The sequence below is a fragment of the Stenotrophomonas sp. UBA7606 genome, assembly GCF_002477705.1.
GTDB lineage: Bacteria > Pseudomonadota > Gammaproteobacteria > Xanthomonadales > Xanthomonadaceae > Stenotrophomonas.
Map to the genome: position 1 here is coordinate 92,412 of NZ_DLJW01000048.1, position 13,540 is coordinate 105,951.

Annotated in this window: 15 protein-coding genes; 14 read left to right on the forward strand and 1 reads right to left on the reverse strand. The window is 67.8% G+C overall.

Translation table 11 applies throughout. The annotated features are described in order from the left end of the window. The first annotated feature begins 362 nt into the window (after positions 1 to 362). The 5 genes from B2527_RS07370 (at position 363) to B2527_RS07390 (ending at position 5,815) form a co-directional block, all read left to right on the forward strand. On the forward strand, positions 363 to 749 hold the full coding sequence (locus B2527_RS07370; protein ID WP_053245393.1) for a hypothetical protein: 387 nt from the start codon (positions 363 to 365) through the stop codon (positions 747 to 749). A gap of 764 nt (positions 750 to 1,513) precedes the next feature. Further along, on the forward strand, positions 1,514 to 2,341 hold the full coding sequence (locus B2527_RS07375; RefSeq protein WP_071228758.1) for a DUF932 domain-containing protein: 828 nt from the start codon (positions 1,514 to 1,516) through the stop codon (positions 2,339 to 2,341). Between the two features lie 79 nt (positions 2,342 to 2,420). Beyond that, the gene (locus B2527_RS07380) at positions 2,421 to 4,469 is read left to right on the forward strand and encodes a ParB/RepB/Spo0J family partition protein (protein ID WP_293707378.1); all 2,049 of its coding nucleotides are present in this window, start codon (positions 2,421 to 2,423) and stop codon (positions 4,467 to 4,469) included. 62 nt (positions 4,470 to 4,531) lie between these two features. Further along, positions 4,532 to 4,741, forward strand: a complete 210-nt coding sequence (locus B2527_RS07385; RefSeq protein ID WP_293707379.1) for a hypothetical protein — start codon at positions 4,532 to 4,534, stop codon at positions 4,739 to 4,741. 759 nt (positions 4,742 to 5,500) lie between these two features. Further along, positions 5,501 to 5,815, forward strand: coding sequence for a DUF736 domain-containing protein (locus B2527_RS07390; protein WP_293707381.1), 315 nt, complete (start codon positions 5,501 to 5,503; stop codon positions 5,813 to 5,815). 70 nt (positions 5,816 to 5,885) lie between these two features. On the opposite strand, the gene B2527_RS07395 is transcribed toward B2527_RS07390, so the two are convergent. Then, the gene (locus B2527_RS07395; RefSeq protein WP_012467524.1) at positions 5,886 to 6,179 is read right to left on the reverse strand and encodes a helix-turn-helix domain-containing protein; all 294 of its coding nucleotides are present in this window, start codon (positions 6,177 to 6,179) and stop codon (positions 5,886 to 5,888) included. Between the two features lie 318 nt (positions 6,180 to 6,497). Between B2527_RS07395 and B2527_RS07400 the strand changes: the two genes are divergently transcribed. From B2527_RS07400 to B2527_RS07440, 9 genes are all read left to right on the forward strand, one after another. Further along, a complete protein-coding gene (locus B2527_RS07400) occupies positions 6,498 to 6,848 on the forward strand; it encodes a DUF2958 domain-containing protein (protein ID WP_021018484.1) in 351 nt (116 codons plus the stop codon). A gap of 337 nt (positions 6,849 to 7,185) precedes the next feature. Next, positions 7,186 to 7,983: a DUF2285 domain-containing protein gene (locus B2527_RS07405; protein WP_293707410.1), complete on the forward strand. Its 798-nt coding sequence runs from the start codon at positions 7,186 to 7,188 to the stop codon at positions 7,981 to 7,983. A gap of 75 nt (positions 7,984 to 8,058) precedes the next feature. Beyond that, positions 8,059 to 8,343, forward strand: coding sequence for a helix-turn-helix transcriptional regulator (locus B2527_RS07410; protein WP_026069907.1), 285 nt, complete (start codon positions 8,059 to 8,061; stop codon positions 8,341 to 8,343). A gap of 26 nt (positions 8,344 to 8,369) precedes the next feature. Then, entirely contained in the window at positions 8,370 to 9,227 is an 858-nt protein-coding gene (locus B2527_RS07415; RefSeq protein ID WP_293707481.1) for a replication initiator protein A, read from the forward strand. A gap of 241 nt (positions 9,228 to 9,468) precedes the next feature. Further along, positions 9,469 to 10,107, forward strand: a complete 639-nt coding sequence (parA, locus tag B2527_RS07420; RefSeq protein WP_293707484.1) for a ParA family partition ATPase — start codon at positions 9,469 to 9,471, stop codon at positions 10,105 to 10,107. Then, a complete protein-coding gene (locus B2527_RS07425; RefSeq protein ID WP_293707485.1) occupies positions 10,104 to 10,367 on the forward strand; it encodes a chromosome partitioning protein ParB in 264 nt (87 codons plus the stop codon). Before parA ends, B2527_RS07425 begins: the two co-directional genes overlap by 4 nt. Next, a complete protein-coding gene (locus B2527_RS07430) occupies positions 10,364 to 10,909 on the forward strand; it encodes a DUF2840 domain-containing protein (protein WP_293707486.1) in 546 nt (181 codons plus the stop codon). Before B2527_RS07425 ends, B2527_RS07430 begins: the two co-directional genes overlap by 4 nt. Beyond that, positions 10,906 to 11,505 carry a S26 family signal peptidase gene (locus B2527_RS07435; RefSeq protein WP_293707488.1) on the forward strand — a complete coding sequence of 200 codons (600 nt, stop codon included), beginning with the start codon at positions 10,906 to 10,908 and terminating at the stop codon, positions 11,503 to 11,505. The genes B2527_RS07430 and B2527_RS07435 overlap by 4 nt, the downstream gene beginning before the upstream one ends. A 449-nt stretch (positions 11,506 to 11,954) precedes the next feature. Next, a partial coding sequence (locus B2527_RS07440) for a relaxase/mobilization nuclease domain-containing protein (RefSeq protein WP_293707489.1) occupies positions 11,955 to 13,540 on the forward strand: 1,586 nt, incomplete at its 3' end.

Consider the following 13,540-nt stretch of genomic DNA (forward strand, 5'->3'; position numbering starts at 1 on the left):
GACAGAACCTCAGCACCATTTTTATTCTCTGCTGGCTACATTGTTTGCGTCCCGGCGTGCCGCCGCCGGGTTCGCGGGCTGCGCCCCGCGCTTCGTGCCGAATCGCGGCCATCCGGCTTTGACCCCTGACGCCTTCGGCCCTGGCGGGCCTGCGCGCTCCGCTTGCACAAAGGCGAGTGTGTGCAATGGGCGGGTGTAGGCGGTCTTGCTGTTCCCTTCACCGTATCACGGTGTTCTCGCCGTCAAGGGCTGCGCGCCCGTTGGCGCTTGCGGCCTGGCGGCCGTCTGCGACCCCTGACTGCTGTGCTGCGCCGTGCTGGCGACGGTTCCGGGCAATTCCGCCCGTGCAACCGGAGATCGTCATGAACGACAAATCGCACGTCTCGCTTGAACAACACGTTTGCCTTGTCTGCGGTACTCGCTTCGACACTGGCGCCATCCTGCTGGATCGCCGCCTGCGCGCAAGCATGGAGCGCCACACGGCAACCGGCTGGGGCTTGTGCCCCGAGCATCAGAAGCTGTCGGACGACGGCTTTGTCGCGCTGGTCGAGTGCGACCCGCAGCGCAGCGGCTCGCCGGCTGGCGGTGGCCGCGTGAAGCCCGAGCAGGCATACCGGACGGGCCGTCTGGCGCACCTCAAGCGCGAAGCCTTCGCGCAGGTGTTCAACGTGCCGATCGCGGCCGATCAGCCGTGCGTCTTCGTCGAACCCGGCGTGATCGAGCAGTTGCAGACGATGACGGCGAACTGATCGCGCCTGGTGCCATCCGGTGCGCTGCCCTTCGGGGCAGCGCACCTTTTTTTCTGCTGCGCCCTGGTGCCAATGACTTCGCGCCTGCGGCGCTGCGCGCTGGCGCTTGCACTCCAGGGGAAGTGCCTGCGGCACATCCCCGCCGCGCTTCGCTTGGCGCCCCTGCAACACCGCCGCCCCGGCTGCGCCGGCGCGGCAATACCGATGCCGCAAAGGCTGCTTGTCCACCGCAGAAGATCCACGCTGCATCTCCACGACTGCATGGGCGTCCCCGGCCAAGAAACATGGCCGGTCGCGCTGTCGTGCTTCGCATCGAGCCGCCTGCGGCGTCTCGCCCCTGACGGGCTTCCATCATTCCCTCGCTCCGCTCGGCTGACGCCTCCGGCCCGGCTTCCAGCTTCGGGCCTGCGCGCTTCGCTTGCCGTGCGGTCAGCACATAGGGATGGCCGTTGCCTTGTCCAGCCGTCTCCCCTGACTTCATCACCTTGTCCGCGACTGTAGCCCGCGCCCATGTGCCGTCAAGGCGCGCAGGGCCGTGTCCTCGGCTGCGCCTGCGGGCCGCACCAACCCTGCGCTTGTTTCCTTGACGGCCCCCGTCCGCGCGCTCCTGACCGTCGCGGGCGATGAACTCAGGAAAGACGGTGGCAACAGGGCCAACCGGGTTCCTCGTGCCGACCGCACCAAACAGCCGAAAGGCTGGGCTCCGAATCTAGGAATCCGGTGTGCGGTTTGAACAGCAAACCCTTTTCGTCAGGAGAAATGCCATGCAACTCGCATCCCGATTCGCTTCCCGTTCCCCGTCGCTGCGCAGCGATTACCCGCTGTCCGACGATCAAATCCGCAGGGTCGCGCCGTCCATCTTCGCGGACGCGCCGCACGAAAGCCGTTCCGAGCGGTACGCCTATATCCCGACCGCCGCCGTGCTGGCGGAGCTTCGCAAAGAAGGGTTTCAGCCCTTCATGGCGTGCCAGACCCGCGTGCGCGACGAAGGCAAGCGCGAACACACCAAACACATGCTGCGCCTGCGCCATGCAAGCCAGATCAACGGCGCGGAAGCCAATGAAATCGTGCTGCTCAATTCCCACGACGGCACGAGTTCTTACCAAATGCTCGCGGGCATGTTTCGGTTCGTGTGCAGCAACGGTCTTGTCTGCGGCGACACCGTGGCAGACGTGCGCGTGCCCCACAAAGGCGACGTGGCCGGACTGGTCATCGAAGGCGCTTACGAAGTCTTGAGCGGTTTCGACCGCGTGCAGGAATCCCGCGATTCCATGCGCGCCATCACCTTGAACGATGGCGAATCCGAAGTGTTCGCCCGCGCCGCGCTGGCCCTCAAGTACGACGACCCCGACAAGCCCGCGCCCATCACGGAATCACAAATCCTGATGCCGCGCCGCCACGACGACCGCCGCCCGGACTTGTGGAGCGTGTTCAACCGCACGCAAGAGAACCTGACCCAAGGCGGCCTGCGCGGGCGCAGCGCCAACGGACGCCGCCAGCAAACCCGCCCGGTGCAGGGCATCGACCAGAACATCCGCCTCAACCGTGCGCTTTGGCTGCTGGCCGATGGCATGCGCCAGTTGAAAGCCTGAATCCCCACGCGGCAGGGGCAGGCAGCAGCCCTTGCCGCTTCTCTCGCTGCTGCATCCCTAACCGCAAGGAGTTATCACCATGAACGCCGTTACCCAAATCGAAACCCACGCCATCGAAGCCGCCGCGCCGCTGGAAGTGGCCGACCCGACCAAGAACCTGATTTTGGTTCCGCTCTCGCAGTTGCTGCCGCGCCGCTCCAAGCGCAACGCACGCAAGACCCCGCGCCTGTCCATTCCCGAACTGGCCGCGAGCATCGCCCGCATCGGTCTGCTGCAAAACCTCGTCGTCATCCTGTCCGCCGATGGCGAGCAATACGAAGTGGTGGCCGGCGACCGCCGACTGACCGCATTGAAGCTGCTGGCGAAGAAGAAGCGCATCGCCGCCGACTTTGAGGTGCCTTGCCTGCTGGTGCCGGACGCTTCGGCCCGTACCGTCAGCCTCGCGGAAAACCTGCTGCGCGAGCAGATGCACCCGGCCGACCAGTTCGAGGCGTTCGCCGCACTGGTCAAGGAAGGCCGGCCCATCGAGGACATTGCCGCCGACTTCGGCGTGTCCCCGCTGGTGGTGCAGCGCCGCTTGAAGCTGGCCAACGTCTCGCCGCGCCTGCTGGCCGACTACCGGGCCGCAGCCGTCACGCTGGAACAGTTGATGGCCTTGACCATCACCGATGACCACGCCGCGCAGGAAGCCGCGTTCTACGGTGCGCCCGAATGGCAGCGTGGCGCGTCCGCGCTGCGCGAACGCCTGACCGAGCGCGAAATCGACGCCACGCATCCGCTGGTGCGCTTCGCCGGGCTGGACGCTTACACGGCGGCGGGCGGTGGCATCCGCCGCGACCTGTTCGCGGAAGGCGATGCCGGAACCTACCTGACCGATGCCACGCTGCTGGAAACGCTGGTGCGCGGCAAGCTGGATGCGCTGGCCGGGGACGTGCGCGCCGAGGGTTGGGCGTGGGTCGAAGCCGTGCCGCACATGAGCTATGCAGAGCGGCAGGCGTTCCAGAACGCACCGCGCCAGCGCCGCGAACCGAGCGCCCGCGAAGCACGCCGCATCGCATCGCTGCAAACCCGCCTCGACAAGATCGACGCCGAACTGGAAGAAGCCTACGACGCCGAGGACGAGGACAAGACCGAAGCGCTGGAACCGCGCCGCGAACAGCTCGCCGGGGAACTGCAAGCCGTGGAGGAAGCCTTGCAGGGCTACGCCCCGGACGTGCGCGCCGTGGCCGGTGCCATCGTCACCCTCGACCGCAGCGGCGAAGCCGTGATTCATCGCGGGCTGCTGCGCGAAGCCGAAGCCAAGGCGCTGCGCACGCTGGAACGCTTGCGGCAGGGTTTCGGCAGCGCGGAAGGCGAAGCCGGGAACGACGACGAAGGCGAGGACGCCGAGCAGCCCAAGGCCGCGAGCCTGTCCGACCGGCTGGCGCAGCGTTTGAGCGCGCATCGCACTGCCGCGCTGCAAATCGAAGTGGCCCGGCATCCGCAAGTCGCGCTGGCCGCGCTGGTGCATGGCATGGTGCAAACCGTCTTGCAGGACAGCCACTACGGCCACGACTTGCCGCTGGGCGTCAGCCTGAAAGTGCAAGACCGGCTGGAAGGCATGGCCCCCGACTGGCCCGAATCCCGCGCCGCCGTGGCTCTGCGCGAGTTGCAGCGGGTCGCGGGCGAAGCGCTGCCGCAGGACAGCGCCGAACTGTTCGCCGCGCTGCTGGCGATGGAGCAAGGCGAACTGGTGCGGCTGCTGGCGGTATGCGTGGCGGCGACCGTGGACGTGGTGACGCCTCGCGCCACGGCGCACCAGCCGGGCGCGGAACTGGCGCAGGCCGTGGGGCTGGACATGGCCGCATGGTGGCAGCCCACCGCAGACGGGTATTTCCAGCATGTGCCGAAGGCCGCGATTCTGGAAGCCGTGGGCAAGTTCGCACCGTCGCACGCTGCCCGACTGGCGAAGCTGAAGAAGGCCGACATTGCCAGCGAGGCGGAACGGCTGGCCGATGGTACGGGCTGGATGCCCGCCATCTTCAAGACCGAAGGCCCGGAAGCTGCGCCGGAGGAAACGCAGGCGCAGGACGCCCCGGAGGATGCCGAGGCAATGGCGGATGAACCCGCCGAGGCACTGGCCGCTTGACCCGCGCCGAAGGCAAGCGCCCCGGCCTCGACCGGGGCGCTTCGCTTGAAGGAGAAGCCCCCATGACCCGCACCACCACCAGCCGCCCGCGCATGGCGGCGACCTATGCGCCCGGCACGGTACGCGCTCGCCGCTGGCACGGCGAAGGCGACGTGCGCGGCTACCGTCCGCCCCCTGGCTGGACAGCCTGCGCCGACCTGACCGACTTGCATCCCATCAGGGGCCGCGCCTTGCCGCGTGCCGTGTGGTGGATCATCGAAACCAAGGAATAACGAGCAGCACCGGCCCCAAGCCGTTCCGCCTTGGGGCCGGTGGTCGAAGATCCGGGCGCGGCGGTCGCCGCGCCCGGTTCCAGCGTCCAGAGCAAAATCGCCACGTCGCCGCCTTCGACCAGGCGGCGACGTGGCGGACGTGCAAGTGCCTTGCACGCGGTACAGCCATCGGCGCCCGCTGGCGCGGGCAAGGTTTTGATGGCGCCCCGCCGCAATGGGCGGGGCTTGTGGGGCTACGCCCCGGCTTGCTGCGGCAGGTTGTGCCAAAGCGTGCCGTCCTCGACGCTGGCGGTTCGCGCCTGTACGTCACGAAGGACGGTTCACCGACACGCCACCCGGCTTCGCTATGGAGCATCCACGCCACGCCTCAACCACGTCGTCGCAATCTGCGGCAAGGAGCGTTCTCGCTCGTCGTTGGGGTATTGGCCTTGCCCGCGTCAGGGCGCAGGCCGGTGCAGCCGTCATGCGGGGATGCCGAGTCGGCCACGTCTCCATTCGGGAGCGGGCGGCCGGTGCGTCCTTGGCTTGTCGTGAATCCTGGCGAGGGAACGGCTGCGCCTTGGGCTTCATGGCCGCAACCTTCCAGCGAAAACAATTTCCCCTGCGCTGCGCGCATTCCTCGCGGGACAAATTCTTTTCGCTTCCAGGCTCTCCACGGTGTTACGACCGCTGCGCGGTGCGGCCAGCCCATCCCCCGCCGGCCGGATCACAACAAGGACGCACTGGCGCGACCTTGTTCAACCCGAAAGGAGAAACATCATGGCTAACATCGGCACCTTCACCGCAGAGAAAGACGGCTTCACCGGCCAGCTCCGCACCCTGACCCTGAACGTCAAGGTCAAGCTGATTCCCAACGACAAGGGCGACACCGACAACGCCCCCGACTTCCGCCTTCAGGCGGCCGGCCACGACATCGGCGCGGCGTGGAAGAAGACCAGCGAAGCCGGGCGGCCCTACGTGTCCGTATCCCTCGACGATCCTTCGTTCCCGGCGACGGTCTATGCCCGCCTGATCGAGAACGAGGACGGCACGCACGACCTGATCTGGTCGCGCAGCAAGCCCAAGGCGGCCTGACGGCCGCCCACCGCGCCCCGCCCATTGCGGCGGGGCGCCGTGCTGCTGGCGCAGCACGTCACGCACGCGCCTACGGCGTGTCGCGTTCCTTCAACACCGCCTCAAGCTCCTGGCGCACCTGCGCCAGAAGCTGATCGGCCTTGCGCGTGCTGTCGCCGGCATAGGCCAGCGTCAGCAACGTGAGCGGATGCACGTCCATGACCTCGCACAGCTCGGTCAGCTTGTGCATGGTCGGGCTTTTCAGGTCGCGCTCCAGCGAACTCATGTAGGTGCGGCTGGACACGTCGGAGAACGCTTCCTGGCTCAAGCCGCGCGCTTTCCTGACCGTCCGTATTGCCGTCGCCAATGAGTGTTTCGCTGTCACCAACTTGGTTTCCCCGTAAAAACCAAGATGACAGCCAATTGCACCCAATAAGGCTACAATCTAAAGTGTTCATTCCTGTTGGCCGAACCGCTTTCGTGCTTTTACGGAAATCCGCATGGGCGGATTCCGACAGAATCGGGGAACCGCATCCGTGTCTTGCCTGGCCTGCGTAAATCCGCTTCTGCGTTTCCGTGCATGTACGGATTCGATGGCTTGCGCCTTCGTGCTTTCCCGCCAAAGCACGCACCCGCTTCGGCGGTTCCGCGCTTCGGTGGAAAATCGTATCCGTGCATCCTCGGATGCGTGGGGATTCGGGCCATGACCCAGCCGCTCGTCACCGCTGAACAGCAGGCGCAACTGCTTGCCGTCGGCGCGGCACGCGCCGCTGGCCGAAGCATCGACCCGATGCCGGCGGTGCGACTGTTCACCCCTGACGCGCACGCCACCTGGCTGCTGGCCGCGCTCGACCCGGCCGATGGCGATACGGCATGGGGGCTGATCGACCTGGGAATAGGCATGCCCGGCCTGGGCCATGTGAAGCTGTCCGATCTGGCGTCCATCGTCGGGCCGCGCAAGCAGCCGGTGATGCGCGATCGCTACTTCCAGCCCGTGCGGCTGCTGTCGGAGTACCTGCGACTGGCCGAGGAAAACGGCTCGATCACCGACTGAGCAGTCCCAGCCAACGACGGCGCATTCTGACTATTTCAGTCTTACCCAAGACCTGCGCGGTCTGAATCCGCACTCTTGCACCGAAGCGGTGCGCTTCTGTTGCAAACAGTCATGATCTTCGGCGCGGGCTGCTGCACGGTGCTCCATGCTGCGCACCATTCTTGTGGCGGCGCAGCCGTCGCATTGAGACGATTTCCGCAATGCCTTGGAGCGAATCAGTCTTGACACCAGCAGTTACAGCCTACCCCGATTTTGATGACGACTTAATGGCGACTCGATAGCTCTCGCACGGCGGAATCCATGGCGACGTTCCTGCTGAATGACAGGAGGCCGCGTCATGGCTGACCCGAGCGCCGAACACTGGTATCCGACCGCCGCGTATCTCTACACGCTGCACCTCGACGGCCCCGCGCTGGCGTGGGAATACCTGCGCCGTCACCCCGACTACCGCCGCGACTGGCTGCGCCGGCGCCGCCGGCCACAGGCCGCCGCGCGCTGGGGATTGCGCCTGCTGGAAGATCCCGCCCTGGATGCGCGCGACGCGCATCCGGCCTGGTTCCCCGATCACGATGCGGTGGTGCAGCTCTACCCGGATGCCGACCCGCCGCCCGACGCGGTGGCCTTCGCGTTCTGGCGCCTTCCCGGCCAAAAGCACCTGATCCACGATGGCAGGCGCCTGGTGCTGCTGACACGCTGGCCGGGCTGCTGCCTGCGGCTGGTGATCGCTCCCGGCCTGGAGGATGGCATGGCCTACGCCTATGCCATCCGCGCCTGCGCCGCATCCTGCGGACGCTATCAGGCGCTGGCGGCCGAACTGGATAAGCTGGCCGCCGCTGGCGATGCAGCGCCAGCGGGAACGGCGCGGTCGCGGCCGGCACCCGCTGCGTTGCTGGAGTTGAACACGCTCCAGGCGCTCGACGGCACCCTCGCGGGCGCGTCTCTGCGCGACGTGGCCGAAGGGCTGTTCGGCGTCGATGCCGTCGCCGACGACTGGTACGCCGACAGCGCCTTGCGCGCCCGCGTTCGCCGGCTGGTACGGCGGGGCGATGCACTGATGCGCGGCGGCTATCGTCGCCTTGCACAGCTTCCGCCGCTCAGGGAGGGACGTTCTGCATCCCCTGCAAAACGTCCCTGAGCAGGAAGCCTTGCTTTCTTGAAAGTGCCTCTATCCGGCCGCGTGGTGTGGCCGGGCTTGATGGAGGTACATCCCATGCGACCCGCTCCCTTGCGGCCTGCCGCCGCTGCTGTCGCTGCGCCCGTGCAGCCCCAACGCTACCTGACCAACGACGAAGCCGCCGAGTACCTGCGCCTGTCGCCGCGCACGCTGGAGAAACAGCGCGTGATCGGCGGCGGGCCAAAGTTTCGCAAGTTCGGCCGCCGCGTCATGTACGCGGTGGCCGACCTCGATGCCTGGGCCGACCAGCGCAGCTACGAGGCCACGTCCGACCCGGAATATGCCGAGCGTCACGCGGGCGACTACCGTGATGGCCGCTGATCGTCGGCTCGCCGGTGGCCATCGTCATGTCCAGCCCATCGCTGCCTTCGGGGCAGCGATCGCAGCAGCGGGAACAGCTCGACCTGTTCCGCGCGCTGCCGGGCGACGGCATGGCGCCGCGCGACAGCCAGGACTTGATGGCCTTTCCGTTCTTCTCGCTGGCGAAGTCACGGCGCACGGCGCCGATCGACTTTTGCAGCGGGAACATCACCATCCGCGTGGAAGGCACGGCCGAGCACGGCATCGCCACGATATGGGACGCCGACGTTTTGATATGGGCGGCCTCGCAGATCGTGGAGGCGCGCGACGCTGGCATTCGCCCGTCGCGCTGGATACGCGCCACGCCCTACGAGATTCTGCGATTCATTGGGCGCGGCACGTCCCTCAACGACTACCAGCGCCTGAAAGCCGCGCTCGACCGGCTGCAATCGACCAGCGTGGCGACCTCTATCCGAGAAACCACCGGGCGACGCCTGCACCGCTTTTCGTGGGTGAACGAATGGCGCGAGCTGGCCGACGCCAGCGGCACGCCGCTGGGCATCGAACTGATCCTGCCCGACTGGTTCTATGCCGGCGTACTCGATGCCGCCCTGGTGCTGACCATCGACCCGGCGTATTTCCGCCTGAAGGGTGGCATCGAACGCTGGCTGTACCGCCTGGTGCGCAAGCACGGCGGGCGGCAGGAATACGGCTGGCAATTCGACTTCCGGCACCTGCACCGCAAGTCCGGCAGCGCGGCGCGCTTCTCGGACTTCGCCTACGACCTGCGCGTGTTGGTCGCACGGCAGTCGCTGCCCGGCTACATCTTGGGCATCGAGCCGATGCCGGACGAAAAGCTGGAGCTGTTGACCTTCCGACCCGTGCCGTCCACGGCACGGGGATAACTGCGGGAAAAGGTGTGGACGGCCTCGTGCTATCAGGAGTACCGGGTATCGTGCTATCGGGAGTACGCCTATCGTGCTATCAGGAGTACGAAAACGCCGGAAAGCCAGTAACGGCGCGGGTTTGCCTCCCCTCTAACTTACCTAACTATAAATCTCTAACTTTTAGTAGAAGCGCGCCGCTTCGGTGGACAACCACAAAACGGCACGACCACGCCGGCTTTCCAGCAGGGAGGGCCGCGCCATGATCTTCGCGTTTCTCAATCAGAAAGGCGGCGTCGGCAAGACCACGCTCGCCACCCACATCGCGGGCGAGCTGGCGATGCGCGGCCAGCACGTCATCCTGCTGGATGCCGACCCGCAGGGTTCCTCGCTGGACTGGACGCAACGCAGAAGTCAGCAGGGCTTGCCACGGTTGTTCAGCGCCGTGGGCCTCGCCCGCGAAACGCTGCATCAGGAAGCGCCAGAGCTGGCCCGCCGCGCCGATCACATCATCATCGACGGCCCGCCGCGCATCGCCGCCCTCGCGCGTTCCGCGCTGCTGGCGGCCGAGCGCGTGCTGATTCCGGTGCAGCCCAGCCCGTATGACCTGTGGGCCAGCGCCGAGATGGTGGCGCTGATCCGTGAGGCGCAGGTGTTCCGGCCTGCGCTGCGCGCGGCCTTCGTCATCAACCGGCGCGTCAGCACCACCATCATCGGCAGGGAAGCACGGCAATCGCTGGCCGAACAGCCGCTGCCGGCGCTGCACAGCGAAGTGCGCCAACGCATCGTCTTCGCCGACAGCGTGGCCGCTGGCCGGCTCGCACGTGAAACGGCACTGGACAGCGCCGCCGCACGCGAGATCGCCGTTCTCACCGATGAACTGCTGCGGTGGCCGACATGAGCCAGCGCAACGGCAAGCGCATCGCCATTGGCGCGCGTCCGCCTGCGAATCCGCATGCCGAGGCGTGGGTTCGCCAGGGCGAGGCCGATGCGCTCAGCAAGAGCGACCTCTACACCGCGCGCCTGACCCTCGACATCACGCCCGCCATGCGGGCGCGCATCAAGGTGTCGGCCTTCACGCAGGGCGTGACCGTCGCGGAACTGCTGCGCGGTTTGCTGGAACGAGAGTTTCCAGAACACCGGATGGAGAACACACCATGACCGCATCCGCTTCGCCTGCCGCTGGCGCGGCCACGGCTGCGCTGTCGCTGCATCCCGCAGCACTCGCCGGCCAAGCCGGCAACGTGCCACTGACCCGCGTATCGCTCGCCTACATCGAGCCGCGCTTCAAGCTCTATCTGCGCTTCGGCGAACCTGCGCGCACGCTGCGGCTCGACCACTGGCGGCGCTGCTCGGTATTCCTGCCGGGCGCGATGTTTTGCCGCATCCGCTGGCAGGCCAACGACTACGGCACTGTGCGCTGGCAGCTCATGGTGATGCAGGCCGGCACGCCGCTGGACGCCGTGCAGCGCATCCCCGGCGTGCGGCCCGGCGCACGCCTGCTGCTGCACGCCGAAGGCGAAAACGCGGTGCGTGCCGTGCTGGAACGCATCGACGGCATCGAGGCGCAGGGCATCGCCGCCATCGACGTGTCGCCCGCGTACTGGCGCACGCTGGGCAACCGTCTGGCGGCCCGCCTGGCGCTGCCCGAATACACCGCCGAGCGGCACGCCGCCTGGCTGGCCGGGAGGGCGCTGCCATGACCGCTGATTCCACCACCGCACGCACACCCGAAATCGCGCCGCGTCCTCGCTCGCGCCTGCGCGCTCGCATCGTGCTGGCGGGCTTCGCCGCCGTCGGCCTCGCTGCGCTGGCCTGGGCGGCTTTCGTGCAGCCGCTGCCGCGCCTGATCTACAACCCGTCCGACAGCGTTCCGGTCGGCTGGTATCGCGTGCGGCCGCTTCACCATCAGGCCGCCTCGCTGCCACGTCGGCTGGAAGTGGGCAGCATCGTCCTGACGCGATTGCCCGCCGACGCTGCCGCGCTCGCTGCGCAGCGCGGCTATCTGCCGGCACACGTTCCACTACTCAAACGTGTGGGCGCGGTCGCGCCGCAACACGTCTGCATCGTCGCCCGTCAGGTTCGCATCGACGGCGTGCCTGCGGCCGCCGCGCTCCCTGTCGATCGGCTTGGCCGGCCGCTGCCATCCTGGCAGGATTGCCGCCCGCTGGCCGAGGGCGAGCTGTTCCTCTTGAGCGTGACCAATCCGGCATCGTTCGACAGCCGCTATTTCGGCCCGGTCAGCGCATCCGCCGTGATCGGCGTTGCGCATCCGGTCTGGCTGGAGACGCGCCCATGATGGCCGCCGATTCGCTGCACGTTGCCGTGCATCTCATCGTGCCATCGGGCATGCCGTTCCGGCTGCTGCCGCCGTGTCGTCGCGCATTCAGCGCGGGCGCATTCGCACCGCGCTTCGCGCAACATCCGGCGCAGCCGTCCCACGTGCAGGCGTCTTGCCTCGAATGCGCCCGGCCTGCGGCCATTGGCGCGTTCGCCGGCGGGCTGGCTGCAAGCAGCGCAGCGCCGCCGGGCCGCCGACGCCCGGAGCGACAGCGAAGGGCAAAGGCGGAAGGCAAGACAAAAGGACGCGGCACTGGCCCGCGTCGAAAACCAGTCTGCACGTGGGGGTGGCGCGGCACGGAGCGGCTTTGCCGCCGTGCCGCGTGGGGCGCGAGGCCCGCGCCAATGCAGGCATGTCCGCGTGCTTTCGCACGACAGGACACGCCCCAGCTTTCAGGGAGCACAGCCATGAGCGACCGCCGCGATGACGATTTCCGCGTGCGCCCCAGCGCCCCGAAGAACCGGGGCAAGGGCCAGGGGCAGAGCTTCGTCTCCAAGGTGCTCAAGCAGGCGGGCAAGGCCAGCAGCGGCAAGTCCACGGTGCGCCGTCCGGCGTCGGCTCATGGCACCGGCCAGCGTCCCGGCTCGCGCCTGGGGCGCGGCCACACGGCAGCTCGATTCGCCGGGGCGAGGCTGACGCCCATGTCCCGGCGCGTGACCATCAAGACCTTGCTGGTGAATCACCAGCGGGCCAGCCCGCAGTCGCTCGCCAAGCACCTGCGCTACATCGAGCGCGATGGCGTGGGCCGCGACGGCGAGCCGGGCCAAGCCTACGGGCCGCAGACCGATACCGCCGACCTCGACGCCTTCAAGGAACGCTGCGCCGACGACAGGCACCATTTCCGCTTCATCCTCTCGCCCGAAGATGGCGCGGAACTGGAAGACCTGCGCACCTACACGCGGCACCTCATGGGCCGCATGGAGGCCGACCTGGGCACGGGCCTCGACTGGGTGGCCGTAAACCATTGGAACACCGACAACCCCCATACCCACCTGATCGTGCGCGGGCGCGATGACACCGGCAAAGACCTCATCATCGCGGGCGATTACATCGCCGACGGCTTCCGCCACCGGGCCGCCGAACTGGCGACCGAGTGGCTGGGGCCGCGCACCGAGCTGGAGATCCAGCAGACCTTGCAGCGCGAGGTGGCGCAAGAGCGGTGGACGAGCCTGGATCGCACCTTGAAGCGCGAGGCCGGCGAGGATGGCCGCGTGCAGATCGAACGCTTCAACGAGCCGAACTTGCAACGCCAGCGCCTGCTGCTGATTGGCCGCCTGCAACGCTTGCAGCGCCTGGGCTTGGCCGACGAGACGCAGCCGGGCGCCTGGGCCGTCCATGCCGATGCGGAGAAGACCCTGCGCGCCCTGGGCGAGCGTGGCGACATCATCCGCACCATGCAGCGGGCAATGAGTGGGAAGCCGCGCGAACTGGCGGTATTCGAGCCTGGAGACAATGGCAGAACCATCCTCGGGCGCGTGGCCGCGAAGGGGCTGGCCGACGAACTGCGCGACCGGGGCTATCTGGTCATCGACGGCGTGGACGGCAAGGCCCACTACGTCGCCCTGAACGCCCGCGACGAGCTGGCGAACTACCCGACCGGGGCCGTGGTGGAGGTGAAGGGATCGACCGACGTGCGCGCGGCCGACAGGAACATCGCCGCGCTGGCGAGCGATGGCCTGTACCGCACCGATCATCACCTGGCCGTGGCGCAGGGGCAGGCCGCACCGGGCCGTGACCCGCAGGAGGTCGTGGCCACCCATGTGCGCAGGCTGGAAGCCCTGCGCCGGGCTGGCATCGTGGAGCGCGTGGCCGAAGGGCTATGGAAGGTGCCGGGCGACCTGCCAGAGCAAGGCCGCCGCTACGACGCGCAACGGCTGGGCGGCGTGGCCGTGGAGCTGAAATCGCACCTGCCCATCGAGCGGCAGGCGCGCGTGATCGGGGCCACCTGGCTCGACCAGCAGTTGATCGACGGCGGCTCGGGCTTGGGCGACCT

Coding starts and splice junctions, on each gene's coding strand:
- B2527_RS07370 (WP_053245393.1), top strand. CDS start 363: ATGAACGACAAATCGCACGTCTCGCTTGAACAACACGTTTGCCTTGTC.
- B2527_RS07375 (WP_071228758.1), top strand. CDS start 1,514: ATGCAACTCGCATCCCGATTCGCTTCCCGTTCCCCGTCGCTGCGCAGC.
- B2527_RS07380 (WP_293707378.1), top strand. CDS start 2,421: ATGAACGCCGTTACCCAAATCGAAACCCACGCCATCGAAGCCGCCGCG.
- B2527_RS07385 (WP_293707379.1), top strand. CDS start 4,532: ATGACCCGCACCACCACCAGCCGCCCGCGCATGGCGGCGACCTATGCG.
- B2527_RS07390 (WP_293707381.1), top strand. CDS start 5,501: ATGGCTAACATCGGCACCTTCACCGCAGAGAAAGACGGCTTCACCGGC.
- B2527_RS07400 (WP_021018484.1), top strand. CDS start 6,498: ATGACCCAGCCGCTCGTCACCGCTGAACAGCAGGCGCAACTGCTTGCC.
- B2527_RS07405 (WP_293707410.1), top strand. CDS start 7,186: ATGGCTGACCCGAGCGCCGAACACTGGTATCCGACCGCCGCGTATCTC.
- B2527_RS07410 (WP_026069907.1), top strand. CDS start 8,059: ATGCGACCCGCTCCCTTGCGGCCTGCCGCCGCTGCTGTCGCTGCGCCC.
- B2527_RS07415 (WP_293707481.1), top strand. CDS start 8,370: ATGTCCAGCCCATCGCTGCCTTCGGGGCAGCGATCGCAGCAGCGGGAA.
- parA (WP_293707484.1), top strand. CDS start 9,469: ATGATCTTCGCGTTTCTCAATCAGAAAGGCGGCGTCGGCAAGACCACG.
- B2527_RS07425 (WP_293707485.1), top strand. CDS start 10,104: ATGAGCCAGCGCAACGGCAAGCGCATCGCCATTGGCGCGCGTCCGCCT.
- B2527_RS07430 (WP_293707486.1), top strand. CDS start 10,364: ATGACCGCATCCGCTTCGCCTGCCGCTGGCGCGGCCACGGCTGCGCTG.
- B2527_RS07435 (WP_293707488.1), top strand. CDS start 10,906: ATGACCGCTGATTCCACCACCGCACGCACACCCGAAATCGCGCCGCGT.